This is a genomic window from Vibrio toranzoniae (genome assembly GCF_024347655.1).
In the GTDB taxonomy this organism is placed as follows: domain Bacteria; phylum Pseudomonadota; class Gammaproteobacteria; order Enterobacterales; family Vibrionaceae; genus Vibrio; species Vibrio toranzoniae.
On record NZ_AP025515.1, the window covers coordinates 168997 to 192232 of the forward strand.

Below are 23236 nucleotides of genomic sequence, written 5' to 3' on the forward strand. Positions count from 1 at the left end.
ATCTAAAAAGGCGCTAATGAATAATTAGCGCCTTTTTTATTAGAAAAAATCAAACCGATTTAGTTGTTCTAGAAACCACTGCCTATATTAAAGTAGATAGCGCGTTCTTCATGGCTTTGCGCGTAGTCCATACCAAGGTGTAAACCATAACGTCTTGCGATTTGGTATCGGAAACCAACACCTCCTGCATTCACCTTGTTGCTTTGTTCAGCTCGCTCTGATGCTTTTCCTGAACCATAGAAGCCTGATACTTTCCAACGATGACTAATACTGTAGGTCAGCTGCCCTTGGAGGGTTTCAATTTCATCCCCTTGATAGCGAAATGAAGACACACCTCTTAATTCAACATATGGCTTAGCTGTTGGAGACACAAATCCATCACCTTGCTCATAATTTTGATAGTTACCCGCTAAACCAAGTGTCCACTTTTCTGACACTGGAATGTAACCTTCCGCTTCCACATTGAGATTTCTGTAATTTAAATCACTGCCAATCGCATCATCAAATACCATGTAGTCTGCAGAAAATCGATATCCTTTTGTTGGGTAAAACAAATTGTTTCTTGTATCGAATTCAGCTTCAATACCTAAACCAGATGTCACTGATTCAGTGCCTAGGGTAAGCTCCATAAACTTATCGACCAAACGATTATCAGATTCAACTTTAGACTTGGCGAATAACTGTTTCAAACCTATCATCCAAGGTGTATCACCGATTCTAAATTGCACCTTTTGTGAAAGTACCGCGACCGACGTTGATGTGCCAAATTTCAAGTCTAGTTCTTTGCCACCAAAAGAGAGTTGCTTATATAAATCGATATTAGCGACACCTAAACCACCGCCACCGGTATAACGAATTGAGTCGTTCAACCATGAACGTCTATGACCACCAAAAACAAACCAAGTTCCATTTTCAGTTCCCAGAGCACCAACAACACTCATCGCAGATGGGACAAGTTGCGCACCACCATCAATAGCCTTTAACGCTGCTTCTTTACGAATTCGTTTTTCTTCATCGCTCTCGTGTAAAAACAACCCAGCAACACCACCACCATACCCAACCGCAGGCTCGGTAATTAGTATAGGTATAGGTAAAAACCCCGTTGCATTTTCTGCAATGTGGTGGCCCATATCAAACTGACCATCCACAGGGTCGTAAAACGATGCCATTGAATCAAAAGGGATCAGTAAAGAGCTTGATAATAACGCAAGCACACCACAGCGGTTCATATAAATTGCCTCAAAAAAACCGAGGCATGAGCCTCGGTTGAAAGTTTGCTTCCTTGCAATAAACATTGAAATTAAGAACTTTTTACTGCTAAGAGAGTTCCTTATCAGCACAAGCATAATAGAGCGTTTTCTATGTTTACCCTACTCTCATATGGAGGGTCTCGTCCTACAAAATTAAATCATTCTATAGATGGCAGAAACGAAAAAGGCTCATATAAATGAGCCTCTATAAACAAATAAACTGTGTTATTGCTTTGTTAATCTCGCTTTAACAGTCGATCTACGTTTTCTTTAATAACAGATAAGATCGAAGACTTCACATCACTCATTTGTTTAGAATGATGACACCAAAGAGCAAAGCCAAATTTAAATCCTTGTTCCATTTCAGATGATTGTATAGGTTCGATGTCGTAATGCGAAAGTTCAGAATGAGCGAACGTTTTTGGTAGCAGCGCCCACCCTAGGCCCGCTTCAACCATTTTGATAACTAACGCCAATTGGTCTACTTCTTCATTGTCAGAGCTAATGGTTATTTTTTCGGACATCCCTTCTTCAAGAAACGACTTTAAGACAAACTGTTTCGCGTTTTTTAACGCTAAAAGCACATCTTCCTTTGCCAAAGATGAAAACTCACCATTTTTTTGAACGAAAGGGAAAAACTCAATATGACCTAAAAAGGTCGCATCAAAACTATGTATTCCACGACTGTCATGCACGTTGACCAATCCAAAATGATACTCACCACTCTGAAGGCCTTGCTTAATGTCTTTTTTATTTCGTACTAGAAAATTCACTCGCATCATCGGAAAATCACGACGTAACTTCTTTCGAATATCCACAAGTATTTGGTGAGGTATTACACTTGAATAAGCAAAAGTAATGCTTTCCAAGCCACCATAAGACAAGCTCAAAGCGACCTTATCGAAAATTCGGGCTTGTTCAATCGTTTGCTTAGCATAATGATAAAGGTGATGGCCATCTTCTGTTGGCTTAACCGAACGTCCAACCCTTTCAAATAGGCTTACCGCGAGCTGGTCTTCAAGGTTTGTAATAACCTGCCCGATTGTCGTTCTGTGCTTGTTCAACTTAACCGCAGCCTTGCTGAAAGACAGTTGGTCATAAACAGTCACAAACGCGAGAAGTTGTTCAATGCTGAAATTCATTTTATTGTGCTTACTGTTGGTCGTTATGTATTTAAATTACCACAGATTAACGAAATATCTACTTTGTAAGAATAATAATAGTGAAATGAATTCGTCTGGTTGAAACAAAAAAAAACTACTTAAGTCAGTAGGTTCTATCATTGATGTGTAACGAATAACTTAAATGTATTCGATCACTCGAGCTAGGTAGTTAAAGTCGCCTGAGTCACCATGGTAATTGCGGTAAACATCGACACTGAAATATTTAGGTTGATCTGCTTGAATGTGTTCAGCAATACGCTGCTCAATAGACTCTAGAGTTTCACCCGTTTGCGAGTAAATGTATTTCTTGGTGCTCTTTTGAAGCTGGCGTTGCTTCGCTTCTTTGTGTGTGACGTAATTGTTCACCTTAACCCACTGACCAATGTAATCAATCGCCACGTAGTCTAAACCCTCTTCGACTATGATTAGCGCCGCTTCTTGCTGAACGTCGGCCATTTGTAACATGTCGTTATCGACTTTTTGCTGATCCATTGAGGGCACGTTTTGTGCCATTGCAGCGCAAGACGTTGCCAAGATCAGTAGCGTTAATGCTGTTCTTTTCATTTTATAATATCCCTAATCAAGGTAATTCGGTTACCCAAAGTTTCCCGTGAGTCGCTTTGTAATAACCATATTCGTATATAGTTAATAGATAATGTTCATCAAACATGTCCTTGGTTCGTTTGGCGTAACCAAAGTCGCGCTCGATGTAAGTGAATTGCATATCAATGTTGTTGATTTCACTGATGTATTTCATTCGATATAAGTCACCACGCGTTTGTGCAAGCGTTAGGCTTGATACACTCTTTGCTACCAAATCGAGTCCCTTATCTCTTAGCGAGTGATACGGCGCTTTCAGCGCGCCATTTCGAATAACATCGAGCTGTGGGGGTGTTTCTAACCCAAGTGCATCTGAGATCTGTTGATAGTCGAAGTTAGAGGGATTGAAGAATACTTGAGTCGCTAAACCGCCATCGACGTGCAGTTCTTCAAAGATTTCACCTTCATGCTCTACATCGATGAACTGCGGTGGGAACACACCAGGAATAGACGCACTTGCGGCCAACACCTTATATATGAGTTCAGACTTATCTGGCATGTCGCTATTTGCTATTGCACCAATATTCCAAATGACAAGTTCACCAGAATCAAAATGAGTAGTACCAATAAACAGACGCTTACCGCTACGATGTTGTGCTGCGATTTGCTCAATCATCGGTTCTGGGAAAGCTTCAGCAATAAACTGATACAAGTTTTCGCCATCAGTAAACGCATCTTTAAAGACAGTGTTCAAAAAATTCTTTTTACCGAGTACGGATTTATCATTTATGTTCAACATCACGTCCTTCATCCGCGAGAATGCATCTCCTCCGATGAACACAAACGGTGCCATTAACGCGCCTGCGCTGATGCCTGTCACTATTGAGTAGTCTTTCAATTGGCCCGATTCTTCTAGCCCTATCAAGATACCGGCACCAAAAGCTCCGTTAGCGCCACCTCCCGACAACGCCAAGATGTTCAATTGATCACCTGACACAGTAATCGGCGTGGTTTGATCCGCTGGAGAGTATAAGAAGTCTGGCGACTCACTCGCCCAAATACGCAGTGGCTCTGCTACGGATGATGCATCCTCTACAATGACTTCTTTGTAATTGTCTTTGTTTACGCGTACATCCAGTGTGTGAGGTGAACTACAAGCCACTACCAAGAGTGACAAAGCAACGGTAAGACCCGAAGAGATTAAACGGTTCATATTTAGGCTCATTTAGTGTTCTCTAAAGTGATTCAGAGGCTCTGTTTAATAAATAAGAAAGTTAAAAAACAGAAAGATTAGTAAATAGGGATAAAGTGAAGTCCATCTCTTTGTGGTCGTAATATAGCTAGTATCCGGCTCAACTCGTAATCTCGTTTGTAGGACACCACCCATCGAATAGACGCCCCCTTACTTGACCTTAACCACTGTTGGAGTTAATCGCTCTAGCCTATTTTGACCACGTTGAAATCGTGGGTAGGCTCTACAAATTCATACTGAGCATTGATTGTTTGTAGTTCCCAAGTGCCATAGATCTTAGTCAGCTCCAACACACCATAGACTGCGTTGTTTGCATGGCGGAATGCAGCCACCGGAGACATTCTTTTCATTAATCCCGCTGTAAATAAGCCTGAGATAAGGTCGCCAACACCAACTGGCTGTTTATCAAATTCGATATTCGGTCGTTGAGCTAAATAGCATGCCTTTTTCGTTGCGAGGATCATGCTGAACGCATCATCGGGTAATGAGTGCAGATGTTTCACTAGTACCATCTTTGGCCCAAGTTCCAGTGCCTTCTTACAGGCAGTAACCGCATCATAAAGCGAGTGGATCTTGGTATCGGTCAATTCGCTCAGCTCAAACTGGTTTGGCACGATGACATCGGCAATAGGCAGCAAGTGTTTGGCAATGGCAGTTTTAACGCCATCCTCAACGATACAACCTTTATCTGGATCACCCATTACAGGGTCACAAATATAGAGTGCACTGTGGTTCTTTTCTTTAACTAGATTAACCGACTCAGCAACCGCTTTACATTGGTCTGCGCTTCCCTGATAACCCGATAGGATCGCACCGCAGTCTTTCAGCGCGTTGATGTTGTCTAGGCCTCGAATCAAGTTTCGAATATCATCTGAGCCAAATGTTTGCCCAGTCCAACCTTGTTGATATTGAGTGTGATTAGAGAACTGAACAGTATGGATTGGCCACACATCGAGTCCCATTCTTTGGATTGGAAAAACCACAGAACTGTTGCCTGCATGCCCATAAACCACGTGAGATTGAATAGAAATAATGCTTTTCATGCGTCGCTCTTTCAGTTTGAAATGGATTTGATTACTTAGATAAGACGACTAAATAAACACAACGGAGCATCAAGATAGGAAGTTTTATCATTCTAACCTCTGTGCTTATTTGGTCGGAATAGCCTCGACATCGCCGAGGCTTATTCTTAAGGATTTGAACATAGCTGGCCTAGAATCATGTATTCGATTCTAAGCCTGACTAGAGCTTATGCGCCTTGAAACTCAGCGTAGTGCTCGTCCAACACCTTACGAGTTGCACGGCCAATCAGTTCGTACTCATGGTGAGTCAGGTTAGCCAGAGATACACGAACCGATGCATGTACAGTATCGAAGCCGTTACCTGGTAGTAAAATAACACCCGTTTCGTGAGCTAGACGGAATAAGAAATCTTTACCTTTACCGCTTGCTTTGAACCATTCAACGAACTCTTGACCGTATAGTTTGCCACCTAGAGTGTCTAGCTCTAGCAGTGTGTAGTAATCAACGCGGTCTTTGTTCTCTTCAACTTCTAGCCCCATGTTGGTGTATAGAGTTATGTAGCGTTCACGAATGATGCGTTTGCATGCTGCTTTGTAGCTACCTTCAGAATCCATGAGACACGTTAGGGCAAACATCGCCATTTGCACTTGTTGCGGTAGAGATAGACCGGCAGTGTGATTCAAGGCTACGCTACGGCTGTCTGCAACGATGCGGTCGATGAACTTAATGTCACGTGGCTCCGGAGTCAGTGTTTTGTAACGGTCATCAAGTTGACACTGTTTTTCTTCGCTGAAAGAGCTTAGTGCGTCATCAAATACGTTTTTGTGTTGGATACCAATAGTACCTAAACGCCAACCGGTTGCGCCAAAGTATTTAGAGAACGAGTAAACACAAAGTGTGTTGTACGGTAGTTTTGCAAAGAGAGAAACGAAGTCATCGGCAAACGTACCGTATACGTCATCAGTGATGATGAATAGGTCACTGCGTTGCTCATTCACAAAGTTTGTTAGGTTCTCTAAAGTCTCGTCAGAGAATTTCACTGATGCTGGATTAGCAGGGTTAACGACACAAAGTAGTTTGATGTCTGTATCTGCCAGTTTCTCGATTTCAGACATTGGTAGCTGCCAAGTGGTCTCATCAAGACGCAGCTCAACGATCTCTAGTTCGTACTCAGAAAGCTCTGGAATTTCTAGGTAAGGGGTAAAAATTGGCGTAATTAACGCCACTTTATCGCCTTTTTTCAATAGACCATTATTGAACATCGTTTGGAATGTGTAGGTCATTGATGCCGTACCACCTTCCGTTGCGAACAAGTCGAAGTCTGTGGTCATTGGAACTGGGCCATACATCTCTTGTGCAATGTACTGCTTCACCACTTTCTCAATATTAGTCAACATACGTGGTGGTACTGGATAATTACACGCTAGGTAAGCAAGAACGAGCTCGTTTAAGAACGCTTGTTTTTGGATTCCTAGACGATCTTTTGCGTAGCTTAGTGCGCGTTCGATGAACTGAACACCTTTGTCGTTTGAGTATTCTTTAGCAAACGTATCGAAACGCTCAACGATACCCACGCCATCAGGGATACCGCCGAAATCACCCCCAAGGTACGCATAGTTACGTTCTGCTTCATTAACAGAGAACTCACCAAGACGAATAAACGCTTTACGTGGCAATGTTGCTAGGAAGTTTGGATTGCCACGACCTGCGTCTAGTAAAGCGCGGTCTGGCACGGCTTGAGCAACTTCAATTAATTTGTCTTTTAATTCAAATGGGCTTAAATCAGCGAATTTTGAAAAGTCGATATTAGTATTTTGTGTAGTCATAATATTTACCTAATTATATATTTGTTAAATTTTGGGAATACTTATCCTATCGACTAAATATTTAGCCGATAAGTTACTGTTTATTATTTACATGCCTGCGTTTAAAGTAATGACACCGACGATGATTGGGCCCCACAATGTAAGTAAGACATTAGCTACTGCGTAAGTTACTGTGAAAGTAAAGACAGGTGTTGCATTGCCTGTTTTTTCCAGTAATGCCGCAAAGCCTGGGTTTGCGCTGCGTCCACCAGTCACACAACCTAATGCCTCGACCGGATTCTTAATTTTCAAGATAAAGTATGAAAAGAAGAATGAAATAAGTTGCGGAATAATGGTTACAGCAACACCTAAGAACAATAATGACATGCCGTGTTCCTTAATGGTGTCAACGGCTTGTGGCCCTGCTTGCAACCCTACAATTCCAACAAAAGCTGCCAGGCCAAAGTCACGAATAAAGTTAACGGCTCCAACTGGGAACTGTGCAATGTGAGGGTTTCTGTTACGAATCCAACCAACGAATAAACCAGAGATCAAACAACCTGCACCAGAGCCGATCGTTACTGGGATCCCCGCAATTTTAAAGCTAATCAAACCAATAAGAAGACCAACAACCATACCCAAACCAAGAATGACAAAGTCAGTCATGCTTGCTGAGCTCATACGTTTGCCAATATTTTTCTCTACGCGGTTAATATCATTTGCAGTCCCCGTAACTTGAATAATATCGTTTTTCTTAACAACGAGTTCCGGTGTCAATGTAAGCGAGACACCCTCACGGATATAGTCAGTAATGTAGACTCCGCGATATAGACCTTTGTTTGAGTTTTGTTTGAGCTCTTTAAGAGATTGTCCGATAAGCTTGTGGTTATCTGCAATCAGTTGTCGATTTTCTTCAATTATTTCATAGCTTTCAGGAAGAGATACTTCATTGCTTTCACCCTTACACTGTAAATCTTGAACCGTATTTCGACGACCAGTAACAACGACGATGTCACCTTCTTTGAGTACAGTAAACTTGTCTGCATCAAGCTCTTGTCCATCACGTTCAATTAGCTCTATACAAGCAGAAAGTGATGTATCATTTAGCTGTGTTAAAGTCTTTCCTACTAGCTTATCGCTAGAACTCACTTTGAACGCACGAGTAACTAATGCCGTAACTGCATTAAATTCACCTGGCGCTAGCTCACGTTTACCGTTAGAGTTTTTTTCTTCTAAGGCAATCGCTTCAGCTCGAATATCCCACTTCATCAGTGTTGGGAATACCCATGTTACCATCAAGATTGGGCCTAAAGATCCAAAGATGTATGTTACAGCGTAACCAACGGCAACATTGGTTTGCATTAGGTGCTTTGCTTCTTCTGAAACGCCACCAAGACGAGCAATAGCATCGCCCGCTGTGCCAATTATCGCAGACTGTGTAAGACCACCAGCTGCAAGGCCCGCAGCAGTACCTCTGTCTAGGTCAAATAACCATGCTGCAGCTAATACACAGAGTAAACCGGACACAGTCATCACGACAGCTGAAAGTAATATATTGATGGTTCTAAAGTTAAGTGCTTTAAAGAACTGAGCACCGCCTTGATAACCGACTGCATATATAAATAGCGCGAAGAAAATACTTTTCACACCTGGGTCAATATTAACACCAAATTGTCCTATAATTACGCCCATCAATAATGTTCCGGCAACACCGCCTAAAACAAATCGACCAATGGTAATTTTACCAACCATATAGCCAAGAGATAGTGTAATAAATAGAGCGACAAATGGTGCCATGTCAAATAGATTAGAAATAATGTCCATGACAAATTTACTCTTGTTATTAAATAAAAGGAGTAAATAACCTAACGAATAACTTAATATTGATATTTGTTGGATTATTCAAATTAAATAAAGCATCTCGTTGCTTCGAACCGAATATTAATAACAAAAGGTTTAATTATGTAATCCCATTTGACGGATCAAATCATCACTTTGACTATTTGGAGGGAACCTGAAGTATAATTTATATCTAAAGTGGTTGTTTTTACTGCATTTAGTTCAAGGTAGGATAAGTGGATTATTTTCGAAATAAATTTCGAAAAATGTTTTTATACCCAGAACGATAACCTACCTACCATTGTTCTACTGGCTTAGGGCACCAAAAAAGACGTGGTCAGCACAGTCACCTAATAAAGTCAGATTTTTGATGGATCTGACCCTCTATAAGCGATTGTCACAATAAATCGAATTCCGTTATCTTTGTATTCATCAAACGAATAGAGAAAAGAACCATGAATACAATGCCGCATGAACTCGTGTGGGGCGAAGTCTACTTCCCACCGCTGTTACTGGTTATTGCATTGGCTTACATGTTAACAATCTTAACTGGGTCAATCGCCACAAGGCTTGGAGTACATAAATATGTCGCCTTACCTGCAATAGCAGAACTAAGCTTAATCGTGATTTTTACTGGCGCTATCGGCCATTTTATTACCATTTTTTGAGGCACTTACCGTGATCAAACGTTATCTCATCACACTGTTATTAGTTGCGACTGCTGGTTCTGTGGCTTACAACTACTACCAATCTTATACAAGCAATCCGTGGACTAGAGACGGTCAAGTCAGCGCATACATTGTTTCAATCACACCTCGCGTCACCGGGCAAGTGGTCAAAGTGCACGTGGACGACAACTCACAAGTGTCCAAAGGCGATCTTCTTTTTGAAATCGATCCGAGTATTTACAACGCGACCTACAAAAAAGCGCTTGCCACTCAAAAACAAGCGGTTGCCCTACTCGCCAAAGCCAAAAATGAAGAACAACGCGCCTTGAATTTAGAGAAAAGAACGCCCGGAGCCGTCCCCGTTCTTACTCTAAACAACTTAAGCAACGCTGTAGAAACAAGCGCCGCGAATGTCGAACTAGCAAAAGCTAACGTAGAAGAAGCACACCTGAATCTTGAGTACACCAAGGTATACGCGCCTACTAACGGTTACATCACTAACTTGAACCTACGCGTGGGCTCTCAAGTTGTTGCGAATTCACCTGTGGTTGCGTTAATTGATGAAGATAGCTTTTGGATTGAAGGTTATTTCAAAGAAACCGATCTGGTCGGCGTTGATGCTCAAGATAAGGCCTACGTAACACTTATGATGCACAACAATGTTCAACTAGAAGGCCATATCAAAAGTATTGGCTTTGGTATCGCTAAACAAGACGGCAGCACAGGTAATGATTTATTGCCAAACGTGAATCCAAACTTCCAATGGATACGTCTCGCTCAACGAATCCCTATTAAAGTTAAATTAGATAAAGTACCTGCAGACGTGCAGCTGCGTGTTGGTATGACAGCCTCGATCAAAATCATTAAATAACTGGGGGTTTCTATGTTCAATACATCAACTAAAGAAGCGATCAAAGCCGCACTTTCTATTGTTATCGCAATTTGCCTTGCTCTTTGGTTTCAATGGGAGAAACCGTATTGGGCGGCGATTGCGGTTGCAGTGATGGCGTTGAACGAGAGCTTCGCCCATTCAATAAACAAAGGCCATAACCGGTTAATGGGAACCTTGTTAGGGACCGGCTATGCCTTTTTCCTCATTGCGATGTTTTCACAAGACAGATTTTTGTTTCTGACATTTTTTACCTTGTTCTTAGGCACTTGCATTTTCATGTCGAGCGATGAGAAATACGGCTATATCTTTTCAATAGGATTTGCCGTGTGTTCGATTGTTGCTTGCATGGGCGGGTTTGATAGCCAAATGACCTTTCATTTTGCTGTGCTTCGACTTCAAGAAACACTATTAGGTGTTGTCGTCTTCTCTATTGTGTATCGCATCGTGTGGCCTGTGAATACTGAACTCAACTTTGTACAACGTTTCGAAACAAGTAAACAAGCCTTATTAGATGCGATGGAAAAAACAGACGACATCGACATTGCCGCACTTGAAAGCAATACCGCAAATATTGATAAGCTGTATCAACTTTTAGATCTCCCACTGACCGGAAGTTACCACCTTAAAGAGAATATCCAAACATGGCGTTTGCGTATCGATGAAATGGCGCATATCCAAGATACATTACTCAAACAAAGTAACAGCGAATCTGACTTGGGCATCCAATGGGCAGTTCTTACTCACAACTTGAAGACGTTCGATGTATTAACACCAGATCAATCTCTTGTTGAGGGTGAACCCAATGTAATGGGCGATAACAAAGAGGTGTCTTGGCATCACGCTCATCGTACGTTTGTTCAACATTTGAATGAAGACGGGCGCAAGGTCCTACAAGGAGTGTCGATGTTCGTAACGTCGTTATTAATATGGATATATCTTCCAATGCCGGGTGGTTTTATTTTCCCTATGATTGCCGGTGTATTTTCTTCGATGCTGCCAACGATGCCGCCGAGTATCATCAAAGATGCGTTTTTCGGTGTACTCGGTACGGGAACCGTGATCCTACTGCAGTACATTTTCGTGATGCCTTTGATGACTGAGTTATGGCAACTCGCCCTATTCTACTTCATCAATATTATGGTGATATGGAAAGTATTCGATGCACCTAAACTTATGGTGCATCGCATACTGGGTGTCAACTTGTTGGTCGTACTTACGTCTGGTGCGCTGAATCTAACGCCTATTTACCAGATCGAAACACCGCTACTTATGCTAATTAATATATTAATGATTCTAATGGTAGCGAAATTCTTTACTGATCTGTTTAGAGTAAAAGCGACGGCTTAGAATTAAATCCAAGCGACCTCATAGAAATGTAACGGCCTGCTAAACATATTGTTTTTCAGGCTGTTTTTATTTCCGCATCATGCTGACATCAAGACTCATAAAATCAAAAATTTAACAAAAAACACCACCAAACCAATCAAGTGAGGATATCGTCCATCAAACGCGATTAACGACATTTCCATCCTCAATTTAGACTCTTCCCATAGATTGATGCAATGCATTATTAATTGCGACATTCACAACAGCAATCCTTATGGATGCATATATAACAACTGAACACGATGTTCAGTACAACATCGACTGTTTAAGTCTCGAAGGTTTGAGGCTACTCAGAATGGAAACCGTCATGAGTTTTTTAAAAAAATGTACGAACGCACGTAAAAAACACACTCTATCTCTATTGATGAGTGCCTTAATCCTAACTGTTCCCACTTTTGTTCATGCGGCGGAAGAAACAAAAACTTATGCCAACGTCATGGAACAAGGACGTGCAATTTTTGACAAATACGGCATCAGTCGTGACTTACCAAAACTAGCAATCAGCTCATTGGTTCAGGGCGAACACTTAGTTGAATACACTCACCGTACAATACAATTAGGTGATGAAATTCAAGATTCTTCGGCATTTTTAGTAAAGAACACTGACAATAAAGGGAATATTGACCTTCGTATTAAATACAACCCAGATGAGTTAGACGAGCACGAAAACGTCCTAGATGATATCGAGTCATTTACACGTCTTGAATACCGTTTACGTAATTATGCAGAAAGCTTCGATCCTTCCTCGGTAAAAGTAAGAGAAGAAAAAGAGGGAAAAGTGGTCATCAGTTTCAACTACTCTAAATATGGCTTACCTCAAGATATCGCTTACTTCCGTTTCCTAGAGGTTGATATAGAGCTTATTAATGGCGAACCAAAACGAATGGTGATTACTAACAATGAACCATTTAAACGAGAGAAAGATCAAGTAGAGAGCTATAACCAAGTTATTGAATTTCAGACCATAGAATCTGGCAAGGTTATCATTGCAAGTAAAAAGACAGACATCATTGGTAAAAGAAAAAATAAACCTCTGAAAATAAATACATCGATAGAACCTGTTGCACTATATGAAAAAGACAATGGTGTAAAAGTATTAAGCGAAGAAAGACTACAAGAAGTCTCTGACCCTCGCATGAAAGAGGCGAGTGTTAAGTTAGATCGAGTGTTTCCTCTGATGGGCGACATGGTGCGTCGTCAAGGTATCGATTTACCATTACCATTTGGTGTCTCAGTTGCTTATCGTAATCAAGATATGAATGTCCCATTTAACGACTTTACCATTGATGGTATTCGTTTAAACGATATATTCGAGCCTGAAGATTCTATTGGTGTCGTGAATGCTGAAAGTGTCAGCGTACGTGGTGATGTCAATATTTTACCGTTTTGGAACGTGTTTGGTTATGTCGGTAAGATTAACGTAGATGCCAAAGTTGATGCCGGTTATACCGGTGCACCAGGCGAGCTCATTCGAGATAAATTGAATAACAAACTCTCAGGAGCTGGTGATGCATTTTGTAACAACGATACATTGGGCACTTTATGCCGGCCAGGTAACTTAGGAGTTCCACTTCATCTTGAATATGACCTACGTGGTGTAGGTACTACCCTTTCTGTTGGTTATCGCGAACTATTTGCTTCTGTGACCGGTACTTATTCACAAACCCGCCTCAAGGGCATGACAGATTGGGGAGAAGGTATCGTGACCGTACAACCAATGTTGGGTTACCAGCTAGTTGATTACCGTGCGCAAGTCTTTTTAGGCGCAGAATATCAAGGGCTAGACGCACGTATGGATGGTCACGTCATTGCCGGTGATATTGAATTTGACTATGACATTGGTGTTGAACTCGATCAATGGGCTTACTTAGTTGGTTTTAACAAGCAGTTTGGTAAAAATTACAACTTAACTGTGATGTACAATAAAGGCGAAACTCGTAATTCTGTAACTATGAACTTCGGCTATCGATTCTAACACCTAAGAAAGCATAGAGTGGTCGCAGGCCACTCTTGTAGGGTAGCGTCCTACTTATGCGATTCCATCAATCACAATAATGTCTTTAATATACATCCCATAACAAAATTACATATATCCAAGCACGACAACGGTCGACGATAGCGCACGGAATTGCTGGTTTGGTCACAACAAAAACTGCGGACATAATAATGAAACTCAACAAACGTTCAATTTTAGCTGTAACGATCTCGATGCTGTTAGCAGCATGTGGCAGTGATAACTCTAATACCCCTAGTTCTCCAGAAGCGCCTGCGGCGTTAGTTCCTGCACCAGCGGAAACGTTTACCGCTCAAATAGGTGATACGAACATTAACGCGACCAAACAAGAACTCTTAATAACTTCAAATACTGAAGATGACAAACTGGCTTCTGTTGAAGTTTTTAAAGGTATTCGCTTTGCAAAAGCTGAGCGTTTTGAACACAGTAATCCTGTCGGCTTGAATAAGCTCATCAATTCAGAAGGCATTGTTGAAGCAACGTCGTTTGGTGATGCATGCCCACAGAATAAATCGACAAGCTTTGGTTCTGGCCTTGAACTGGAGCAAAGTGAAGATTGCTTGAATCTGAATATCTGGCGACCTGAAGGTACCACTGCACAAGACCAACTACCTGTATACGTGTTCATTCATGGTGGTGACTTCGAATACGGCTCTGGCGCTAACCCAATGATTCATGGTGACACGGTTGTTGCACAAGGTGCCGATGAAGGTAATCCGTTTATTGCTGTGACGTTTAACTATCGTTTGGGGCTGCTGGGGTCTAACTGGGTAAAAGGCGTCGACGTTAATGGTAACTTCGGTTTAGGTGACCAAGAAACGTTATTGAAATGGGTACAAGAAAACATCCAAAATTTCGGTGGGAATACTGGCAACGTAACCCTAATGGGCCAAGGTTCTGGTGCAATGTCGATTGCTTTATTGCAACAAAAAGTGACAGAAAAAAAACTAGAAGATAGCTATTTCCAGCGCGCCATTATGCAAAGCATACCTTATGGATTTGAGTACAAAAGCTACAACGTAGCAAAAGACCAAGCGAGTGATACTGATACGTTACGCGACAACTCTATTAAGCAAGTGCTTGAAGAACAAAAGACAGCACTTGATCCATTACAACGATTAGAAAGCTGGTTATTGTCTTCAATTGGTGTGGAAATACCAACAGTCACACCAAAGTCAGACAATACGCCAATGGCAACCTTAATGCCTTACGCACCTTACTTGGAGTGCTCGGAGCTTAAAGGTGGACTGCTGAATTCGAGCTCTTGTAAAGACGGTATGGGTCAAGCACAGCCAAGTCGCTCTAATTTTGTTGTACCGACGGTTATCGGTGTCAATGCACAAGACTCAGATAACATGAGCATGCTACCCAACTTAACCTCACTAGTGCCTTTAATCATCGATTTAATGGGCGATGATACTGGTGATGCAGAATATACTGCACAACGCATGGCCGAGTGGTTAGCGATTGATGGCAATAAGCAACTTGTAAAACAACGTATGCACTCTCTAGCCAACAGTGATGAATTCAGCGCTCAACTTGAACTGCAAGACCTTATCGATGCGCTACCAAAGTCTGCATACGAAGCGATGACTCCGTTATTCTTTGGATTAAAAAACCAAACAGGTAGTGATTTGCTCCAATTAACCGATTTTTACCCAAATGATGAACATGAAATACTGTCGGCAATCAACAACATGGGCCAATATCGTACCATCATGAACGATACGCTGTTTGCTGGTCCAGCTCGTATGAAAGCTGCTGAAAGTGAACATGCGACCATGTACTATTTTGACCATAGCCCAAGCTTCAACGTGTGGACACATAACACAGGTCCGAATGGCGAAACAGATATTGGTGATTTACTTAAGTCTATCAGTTGTATTACGGGTGCTTGCAATGGCTCAGAGCTGCCATTTGTATTTAATAAAGCAATGAAAATGGATGGCACAGAAGTTCACCCAAGTTCAACCGACAAAAAGCTGATGAATGAGATATCTCGTTCGTGGTTTGACGAAACATTATTCTCAGATTCGAATCAATATAATGCAAACGAAGACCAGGTGTTAGTGATTGATACTGATGGTATGGCGCTTTCCGCTCCTAACTGGGATAAAACAAAAAACCCAGGTAAAGATGCCAACCTACGTCAAGGTCGCCTAACTGGTCTTGAAAATCTAGGTCTCCTACTAAATTACATGCCTGAGTAATCTGGATTCCATCTAAATTTGTATTCATTCCTAAATTAAGGCCGGCTTGCTGGCCTTTTTATTCGCCAAAATGTCATGAGTCCCCTATGCTTAAGAATAAGATGCGCGCCATATGTGCGATATTTTGCATTGCTTTATTAGCCGGCTGCGCCCAACCTTACCCTGATGTCGAGCCCGGCTTCGAAGCTAACTGGCAAAGCACAGAACACCAAGCTGAAGTGTATCTAATTCCAACCGCACCTGAAGCGTTTGCTCGTCGTATTGACCTAGTTCGCCACGCCGAAAACTCAATCGATATCACCTACTTCTCTTGGGAAAAAGACACGCTTGGTTTAATGCTGTTAGATGAATTAAAACAAGCGGCCGATCGTGGTGTTTCTGTACGGCTAACTCTCGATGATTTGTTGGTATTTAACGATAAATGGTTGGCTGAATTGGACTCGCACCCAAACATTGAAATTCGATTGTTCAATCCGTTTGATTCTCGCAAAGAGAGCTGGATAGGACGCGCGTTTAACTTCTCGACTCACCAAAAACAGTTAGATAACCGACTGCATGAGAAATACTTTAATGTTGACCACCAATGGATGATCCTCGGGGGGCGCAACATCGGTGATGACTACTTTGGCTACAGTGAAAAAGCCAACTTCTTTGATATGGATGTGCTATTCAAAGGCGATGTGATTGCTGCGTTCAACCAAAATTACCAAGCATTGTGGAACAGCGAACATGTGGTGCCGATTCAGGAACGCATTAAAATCAAAGGAACGGAGCAATATAAAGCGTTCACCAAAGCGTTGAATAAAGGCGAGAAAAATAAAGCGTTGATCACGTCTGAAGTCGAGAGACAGATAAAGAACTTAAACCATCTGAGTTTCATTTCTGCTTCTGTCACGCCAGTATTTGATTCACTGGAGAAACTCAATGATAACAAGCCCTACTTTCGCCAACGTACAGAGCACTTGATCAAGCAAAAAATACCGACACCTTCAAAAGCAGTGATTTCTACGCCTTATGTGGTGCCGAGCGACAACCAATTTGTGTTTATTGATGCATTAACTGAGCAACAGGCCAAAGTGACTTTAATGACCAATTCATCGGCTTCTAATGATTCGGGGTTTGTTCCTGCGTATTACGAGCAACATCGCCAGACCTTACTCGATAAAGGCGTCAGTATCTTTGAGTACAAAAGCAAAGCGATCAATGATGACCACTATTTTCATGTTGATACTTACTATCATAATAAAACCGTGATTCTAGATAACCGTGTTACGTATATCGGTTCATCGAACTTCGATCCCAGGTCCGATTTTTTGAATATTGAGCTTGGCGTGCTGATTGATAGTGAAGAGTTTGCGGAACAAGTAACACACTATTTAACACGTCAGAAAAACGATTTGTTTTGGGCTGTGTCGCGCGACCAATCAGGCGAAACAAAGTGGGTTTCAGGAGAACAAGAATACACTAAGAACCCTAATTACAGTTCATGGAACAAACTACCAGACTGGTTATTCAGAAAAATGAATGGAGAGTTTGAGCTCTAACGTCTACAAGCCACGAATAGTGAAAGGTATTAAGGTCTATTGAACTTTCGTGGTTACATTTTATTCAATAGACCCTAGTTAGCGTCAACACGCCAGCCGCAGCCTCATAGGTACAAAAAAACCGCGTAATTCGCGGTTTTTTTATATTTGCCACATGAAAATGGTGGCGTTTTTCAAGGTAGTGGTCATCGACAAAGTATCAAACCCACTCGAACTTTAAACAACATAGACAATTATGCCAATCGTAGTAAACAACGGGTCATTCTAGCTGGTTAACACACTATTTCTGATCACTTACTTACGGTGATGGGTATTAGAACTGAGTACCTAATGAAAAGTGAATACGAAACTCATCGCCTTCGGGCGCATCCAGACCATAAGCAAAATCGAGTTTTACTGGCATAAAATGTGAGTTCCAAATCAAACTCAACCCTGTACCACGCTTCCAATCTGCTTTGTCATCAAACGCATCACCAACATCCAGAAACGCCCCCATCCATATTGAGCGATACACTTGATGTTGATACTCGATCCCTGCAGTTAACATGTAACGCGCACCGGTTAGTTCTCCATTTTCGTCTTTAGGAGAAATGGATTCATAACCATAGCCTCGCAAGTTACCGTCTCCACCGGCAAAATAACGAAGCGATGACGGTACATCAGATAATGATTTGGCGATGTTAATACCAACGTTTGAATGAAAATGGAGCTTTTGTTGTTCGCTAATATCCCAAGAAACAACGCTGCTTCCCTCTAGTCTCAACAATCTTGAATCAGACAGCAGACTCGGATCAGAATATTCCAAAGAATAGATATGGCGATGATTAATCTCGAGTTGATCGTTCTTACGATCGATTTGAGAAAAACTGATTCCGGGTAGCAACAGTTGGGATTGGTCTTCCTCTGACGCCTGACTATATTGTTCATGCAGGTATTTGACGTAAATTGTACTTTGCCAATCACTGTCTAATTGCCAATAACGCTCAAACTTAAGATCATTCGTGAAGCTTTTTGTATCTCGATGATCAATACGTTTTGACTCGAACTGAATACCGTAATAGTCAGTCGTGACTTCTTGCGTTGGAATTTTATACCCTAGCTTGAGAGACTGCTCTTGTTCAGACAAATACGTTTTCGTCTCAAAACTATGTCCTCTTCGGTTATACCAAGGTTTTGACCAATTTAGAGAAGCCCTTAACCCTAGATCCGTTGAATAGCCACCACCAACTTGCACGATGTTTCGCGAACTTGGCTGTGCAACAATCTTTATAGGTACTTCTAGGTTACTCTCTAGTTCTTTGAAATCACCGTGGACAACGACGCTGCGAAACCATTGCGTTTCTGATAAGTCAGATTGGAGTTGGCCTAGCTTTATGGTGTCGAAATAGTCACCTTGTTTGAACGTAGGGATTTTTCCTATACGCAGAGGGTCAACGCCGTCATCAGGGATACTTAATGACCCAAATTTATAACGTGCGCCGCTAGAAAATTGCAGATGTATATTGGCCACGTTTTCACTAGGAATAACCTCCATTTCTGACTCAATAAACTGACCGTCAAAATACCCTTTCCTTTTTGCTAGAGATAAGATCTCTCGCTTTACTCTGTCGTACTCCGGATGTGATAACGCGCAACCTGAAGCCAACTTATTTTTCTCTAGTACATTGATGAAGTCTGAATCTTCACTCGCTTCACCTATTATTTTGATAACAGAGTCTTTAATGCGCATGACAGGGCCTGAATCGATCTCAAGTACTAAACTTTCGGGATCGCTAGCAAGAATATTTAGCTGGGAATGGTAGTAACCATAAGGGTTGAGTGCGTCTTGAACTCGTTGAATGAGCTTAGTTTTCGATAGCTTTGAAGTGGGAACATCAGCTAAAGGTTTTAAATACAGTTCTACATTCTCGGTGAGAGTTTTATTAAGCCCTTTAACTTCAAATTCAGCAGCTATCGAAGAGTGTTGGGTAAACAGGAGAAATGAAGCTGCCAGCACTACTTGTTTAATCGAGGTCTTCACGCGGTTGCCCAATTGCTTAAAACCCGAATAGGTTATGAGCAAAGCGTAAAATCACTAAATCTCATATGGAGGACGCTACCCTTCAATGAATGTGTCTGGTTATTAAAACAAGAACAATCGCTTACCCACGACTTAACTTTCTCGTATTACAGACACAAAAAAAGGCGCAATTAAGCGCCTTTAGAATATCGATCGTTTACTGAATTAATATCAGTTGTTTCTCAACCACACATCTTGATTAGTTTGTGCTTTTTTCTTTTTCTTCTTTTTACCTGTGCCAGCCGGTGGCGCAACGGGTTTCAATGCTGCAACGAGTTCAGCGGTTGCTTCTTCATCCACTTCAAAGCCTTCGATTTGCTCACGCTCAAGACGAATCTTATTCTTCTTCTCAATGATCGTGAAATGATGGTAGTCTTCGTGATCGATCAGAGATAACGCTAGGCCAACCTCACCTGCACGACCACTTCGGCCGATACGGTGCATGTAGTCTGACGGACTGCGTGGTAAGTCAAAGTTGATAACGACTGGAAGCTTCTCAATATCCAGCCCACGTGCCGCGATGTCAGTCGCGATCAGAACGTCGATCTCGCCAGATTTAAAATCTTCAAGGATACGAGTACGTGAGCCTTGCCCTTTATCACCGTGGAATACTTCAGCGATAATGCCGCGTTTGTAAAGCTTGTCTGCTAGGTGCTCACAGCTGTTTTTCGCATTCACGAAGATCAAAGCTTGGCGCCATTCGTGTTGCTGAATTAGATGCGCTAGCAATGCTGTCTTGCGACCTTTTTCGACTTCAAATACACGCTGAACCAATGTGCTCGCGTTGGCACTTTGAAGTTGTACTTCAATCGGATCATTCAATAGTTCGTGAGTTAATGTTTTAACTTGCTCAGGGAACGTTGCAGAGAACAACAGAGTTTGCTTCTTGCTCGGCAGTAACTTCAAGATAGCATCGAGCTCTTCGGTAAAGCCAAGGCTCAACATACGGTCTGCTTCATCAAGCACGAGCGTTTTGACTTTATCAAGTTTGATTGCGTTGCTTGAAATAAGGTCAAGTAAACGACCCGGTGTCGCCACCAAGATATCAGTGCCGCCACGTAACGCTTGCATCTGAGTGTTGACCGACACACCACCAAATACACAAACCGTTTTAATCGTACCGTTAAAATGCACTGCGTAAGATTTAACGCTATCAGCAACTTGCTTAGCAAGTTCACGAGTAGGCACTAAGATAAGGCCAGAAACGAAGTTACCTTTGCCTGAACGACGGTCCAGAGGTGCATCTTCATGGATCTGTTGTAACAGAGGAAGTGCAAATGCAGCGGTTTTACCTGAACCCGTATTTGCGCCTGCAATTAAATCGCGTCCTGCTAACACACTTGGAATAACTTGCGCTTGGATAGGCGTTGGCTGTTGGTATTCAAGCTCAGATAAACGAGCCATCAAAGGTGAGATTAAGCCAAGATCAGAGAAGTTGGTTGGTGTCGTGGTGTTAGTCATTAATTGCAGGAACTCAAAGCTAAAATAATAGCGCGCTATATTAACGTATTTCAGCAGTATTACGTAACTAATTTGCCCCCTTTCCCAAAGGTTTAAGCGATTAAGCCCCAACAAAGCAGTTCAAGATATGAAGTAATCGATTTCAAGTGAGTTGTGAACACGGTATCAGCTTCACGTTTATGTCGCTTGTCTCTTTTGAGAACCAATTTTGTAAACGTTCACTCAAATTCAGGTCCCCTTCTTTCAGATACAAAAACGCCAGCTTCTGAAGCTGGCGTTTTTAATTCTATATTTCTTTAATTCTATACGTTTACGCTAAAATTAACGGTTGATACCGATATCGCGTTGCATGTGACCAGATAGGTCGCTTGCGTAGTAACTGCGTGGAGAGTTGTCTACGAAAAGAATATCGAAAATGTGTGCAATCAATCCTTTGAAGTTAACCGCGTAGGTCTTCTTATCCATAGAGTTAGGAACAGCGATAGTATTCATTTGTACTGCTTGAGCCATGATTGCCTCTCTATAAATTTGTTTGTGTGTTTCGTTCTGATGACAAGAATAATAGGTGATCTTTTTTAGGTTAAAAAATGACTAAAATTGGACATTCGAATTAGTTTTTCTAATAAAACAAACCATTAACAACATCAAGAAATACATATTCACACCTAGCGACTATAAATTCAAAATAGTGCTTATATCATGCATTTTGTACAAATAAGCCACAAACAAAAGTGGGCGAAGTCACAAATATTTTACATAAATAAATCCCCCGCATCATCGACCACGTATCCCTTATCGAGTTTTCGATAAGTTATATTTGTTTTAATTTACTTGTTCTATACTTGGCTTCTTCACATAAATCGACGCTATAACCGCAATCGTCATCGTTGAAATCAACACCGCTAGAGACCAATACGTTGGGATAGCCCATTCACTGTCGACCAATAGCATTTTCACACCAATAAACACCATGATAAATGCCAGTGCTGGCTTCAAGTAGATGAACTTATCCATCATGCCTTGAAGTACAAAGTACAACGAACGCAGGCCAAGTAACGCAAACACGTTAGCAGCAAGTACTAAGAACGGTTCTTGTGTTACCGCGAAGATTGCAGGGATAGAGTCCAGTGCAAACATCACGTCCATGACTGCAATCGCACCAATCACCAACATCATTGGTGTTAGTACCCATTTTGTACTCTGTTTAACCATTAATGCAGGGCCATGGAAATCTTCTGTTACCGGCATGATTTTGCGAAGTAGCTTTTCAGGCAGTGTATTCACACTCTCTTCTTCACCCTTGTCTAATGCCAGTTTAATACCAGTGCCAATCAAGAACGCAGCAAACACGTAAAGTACCCAGTGGTATTCCGCCAATAGCTGTGCGCCTAGTGAGATCATAATTGCACGAAGTATTAATGCACCAATCACGCCCCAAAGAAGCGCACGAGGTCGTAGATGCTCAGGAACTTGATATTGAGCAAAGATCATCGCGAAGACAAACAAGTTATCTACGCTCAGTGATTTCTCTAACAAGTAACCCGTAATGAATGACACGGTTGCTTTTTGCGCAGTGTAATCACTATTGGGCGCGTAAACCTCCCAGAATAGATAGATGGAACCTGCAAACAAAAACGTAAGAACAAACCAGAAAACACTCCAGATTGCCGCTTTCTTAATGGTGACGTTACCGCCACGAGTCTGATAGATATCAATAGCGACGAGAGCAACCGTCAGCAGAAAAAAGCCCGCATAAGTCGTCATGATCGGCGATGAAAAAAAGGATTCACTATTGGTAGATAATAGAGATTGAGTTGAGTTCATTATTCCTCCGGGCGGAAGAACTGTATAAAGACCTTCCGCAAACAAAGCATATCAGGTTCCATTACGGATCTTGACTGTGATTGCGTTGGTCTCGTTGAAGTGAAATATGGGATTTCACCTTTACATACCGGATAGACACTTGGCCTAACGAGATGACGATATGTAAACTTGCGCTAACTACTCCCCAAACGCGACGATCATAATCATCTCGTCGTATTTCGTCTATAGAAAATTGACCTAAAAAGCAAAAAAGGAGCTATCAGCTCCTTTTCTATGTCTGTAATATGCTGATGATGTTGCACGCATT

General features: G+C 41.7%; 17 protein-coding genes. 6 read left to right on the forward strand and 11 right to left on the reverse strand.

What is annotated here, in order from left to right; translation table 11 throughout:
- Positions 1–68: 68 nt before the first annotated feature.
- The 7 genes from OCU50_RS15280 to aspT form a co-directional block, all read right to left on the reverse strand.
- Positions 69–1229, reverse strand: a complete 1161-nt coding sequence (locus OCU50_RS15280; RefSeq protein ID WP_060466859.1) for a BamA/TamA family outer membrane protein — start codon at positions 1227–1229, stop codon at positions 69–71.
- A gap of 257 nt (positions 1230–1486) precedes the next feature.
- Positions 1487–2392: a LysR family transcriptional regulator gene (locus OCU50_RS15285; RefSeq protein WP_060466785.1), complete on the reverse strand. Its 906-nt coding sequence runs from the start codon at positions 2390–2392 to the stop codon at positions 1487–1489.
- A 159-nt stretch (positions 2393–2551) separates the two neighbouring features.
- Positions 2552–2905: a hypothetical protein gene (locus OCU50_RS15290; protein WP_370736479.1), complete on the reverse strand. Its 354-nt coding sequence runs from the start codon at positions 2903–2905 to the stop codon at positions 2552–2554.
- Positions 2906–2993: 88 nt separating this feature from the next.
- Positions 2994–4166, reverse strand: a complete 1173-nt coding sequence (locus tag OCU50_RS15295; RefSeq protein WP_060466787.1) for a patatin-like phospholipase family protein — start codon at positions 4164–4166, stop codon at positions 2994–2996.
- Positions 4167–4390: 224 nt separating this feature from the next.
- Complete coding sequence (gene pdxY, locus OCU50_RS15300) at positions 4391–5248, reverse strand: pyridoxal kinase PdxY (RefSeq protein WP_060466788.1); 858 nt, start codon at positions 5246–5248, stop codon at positions 4391–4393.
- A 206-nt stretch (positions 5249–5454) separates the two neighbouring features.
- Positions 5455–7053: a bifunctional aspartate transaminase/aspartate 4-decarboxylase gene (locus OCU50_RS15305; protein WP_060466789.1), complete on the reverse strand. Its 1599-nt coding sequence runs from the start codon at positions 7051–7053 to the stop codon at positions 5455–5457.
- Positions 7054–7140: 87 nt separating this feature from the next.
- A complete protein-coding gene (aspT, locus tag OCU50_RS15310) occupies positions 7141–8856 on the reverse strand; it encodes an aspartate-alanine antiporter (protein ID WP_060466790.1) in 1716 nt (571 codons plus the stop codon).
- Positions 8857–9326: 470 nt separating this feature from the next.
- Here aspT and OCU50_RS15315 point away from each other — a divergent pair, with 470 nt between their 5' ends.
- The 6 genes from OCU50_RS15315 (at position 9327) to OCU50_RS15340 (ending at position 17585) form a co-directional block, all read left to right on the forward strand.
- The gene (locus OCU50_RS15315; protein WP_060466791.1) at positions 9327–9539 is read left to right on the forward strand and encodes a DUF1656 domain-containing protein; all 213 of its coding nucleotides are present in this window, start codon (positions 9327–9329) and stop codon (positions 9537–9539) included.
- Between the two features lie 10 nt (positions 9540–9549).
- A complete protein-coding gene (locus tag OCU50_RS15320) occupies positions 9550–10410 on the forward strand; it encodes an HlyD family secretion protein (RefSeq protein ID WP_060466792.1) in 861 nt (286 codons plus the stop codon).
- Between the two features lie 12 nt (positions 10411–10422).
- The gene (locus OCU50_RS15325) at positions 10423–11778 is read left to right on the forward strand and encodes an FUSC family protein (protein WP_060466793.1); all 1356 of its coding nucleotides are present in this window, start codon (positions 10423–10425) and stop codon (positions 11776–11778) included.
- A gap of 346 nt (positions 11779–12124) precedes the next feature.
- Positions 12125–13792, forward strand: a complete 1668-nt coding sequence (locus tag OCU50_RS15330) for a hypothetical protein (RefSeq protein ID WP_060466794.1) — start codon at positions 12125–12127, stop codon at positions 13790–13792.
- 191 nt (positions 13793–13983) lie between these two features.
- Positions 13984–16041 (forward strand): carboxylesterase family protein, encoded by a 2058-nt coding sequence (locus OCU50_RS15335; RefSeq protein WP_060466795.1) that lies wholly within the window; start codon positions 13984–13986, stop codon positions 16039–16041.
- 86 nt (positions 16042–16127) lie between these two features.
- The gene (locus OCU50_RS15340) at positions 16128–17585 is read left to right on the forward strand and encodes a phospholipase D family protein (protein WP_060466796.1); all 1458 of its coding nucleotides are present in this window, start codon (positions 16128–16130) and stop codon (positions 17583–17585) included.
- A gap of 313 nt (positions 17586–17898) precedes the next feature.
- On the opposite strand, the gene OCU50_RS15345 is transcribed toward OCU50_RS15340, so the two are convergent.
- The 4 genes from OCU50_RS15345 to OCU50_RS15360 all read right to left on the reverse strand — a co-directional run bounded on the left by OCU50_RS15345 (position 17899) and on the right by OCU50_RS15360 (position 22929).
- Positions 17899–19617 carry an autotransporter assembly complex protein TamA gene (locus OCU50_RS15345; RefSeq protein ID WP_060466860.1) on the reverse strand — a complete coding sequence of 573 codons (1719 nt, stop codon included), beginning with the start codon at positions 19615–19617 and terminating at the stop codon, positions 17899–17901.
- Positions 19618–19815: 198 nt separating this feature from the next.
- Complete coding sequence (locus OCU50_RS15350) at positions 19816–21105, reverse strand: DEAD/DEAH box helicase (RefSeq protein ID WP_060466797.1); 1290 nt, start codon at positions 21103–21105, stop codon at positions 19816–19818.
- A gap of 321 nt (positions 21106–21426) precedes the next feature.
- Positions 21427–21615 (reverse strand): hypothetical protein, encoded by a 189-nt coding sequence (locus tag OCU50_RS15355; protein ID WP_017058324.1) that lies wholly within the window; start codon positions 21613–21615, stop codon positions 21427–21429.
- A gap of 312 nt (positions 21616–21927) precedes the next feature.
- The gene (locus OCU50_RS15360; RefSeq protein WP_060466798.1) at positions 21928–22929 is read right to left on the reverse strand and encodes a TerC/Alx family metal homeostasis membrane protein; all 1002 of its coding nucleotides are present in this window, start codon (positions 22927–22929) and stop codon (positions 21928–21930) included.
- Positions 22930–23236: the final 307 nt, after the last annotated feature.

Coding starts and splice junctions, on each gene's coding strand:
- OCU50_RS15280 (WP_060466859.1), bottom strand. CDS start 1,229: ATGAACCGCTGTGGTGTGCTTGCGTTATTATCAAGCTCTTTACTGATC.
- OCU50_RS15285 (WP_060466785.1), bottom strand. CDS start 2,392: ATGAATTTCAGCATTGAACAACTTCTCGCGTTTGTGACTGTTTATGAC.
- OCU50_RS15290 (WP_370736479.1), bottom strand. CDS start 2,905: ATGGATCAGCAAAAAGTCGATAACGACATGTTACAAATGGCCGACGTT.
- OCU50_RS15295 (WP_060466787.1), bottom strand. CDS start 4,166: ATGAACCGTTTAATCTCTTCGGGTCTTACCGTTGCTTTGTCACTCTTG.
- pdxY (WP_060466788.1), bottom strand. CDS start 5,248: ATGAAAAGCATTATTTCTATTCAATCTCACGTGGTTTATGGGCATGCA.
- OCU50_RS15305 (WP_060466789.1), bottom strand. CDS start 7,053: ATGACTACACAAAATACTAATATCGACTTTTCAAAATTCGCTGATTTA.
- aspT (WP_060466790.1), bottom strand. CDS start 8,856: ATGGACATTATTTCTAATCTATTTGACATGGCACCATTTGTCGCTCTA.
- OCU50_RS15315 (WP_060466791.1), top strand. CDS start 9,327: ATGAATACAATGCCGCATGAACTCGTGTGGGGCGAAGTCTACTTCCCA.
- OCU50_RS15325 (WP_060466793.1), top strand. CDS start 10,423: ATGTTCAATACATCAACTAAAGAAGCGATCAAAGCCGCACTTTCTATT.
- OCU50_RS15330 (WP_060466794.1), top strand. CDS start 12,125: ATGAGTTTTTTAAAAAAATGTACGAACGCACGTAAAAAACACACTCTA.
- OCU50_RS15335 (WP_060466795.1), top strand. CDS start 13,984: ATGAAACTCAACAAACGTTCAATTTTAGCTGTAACGATCTCGATGCTG.
- OCU50_RS15340 (WP_060466796.1), top strand. CDS start 16,128: ATGCTTAAGAATAAGATGCGCGCCATATGTGCGATATTTTGCATTGCT.
- OCU50_RS15350 (WP_060466797.1), bottom strand. CDS start 21,105: ATGACTAACACCACGACACCAACCAACTTCTCTGATCTTGGCTTAATC.
- OCU50_RS15355 (WP_017058324.1), bottom strand. CDS start 21,615: ATGGCTCAAGCAGTACAAATGAATACTATCGCTGTTCCTAACTCTATG.
- OCU50_RS15360 (WP_060466798.1), bottom strand. CDS start 22,929: ATGAACTCAACTCAATCTCTATTATCTACCAATAGTGAATCCTTTTTT.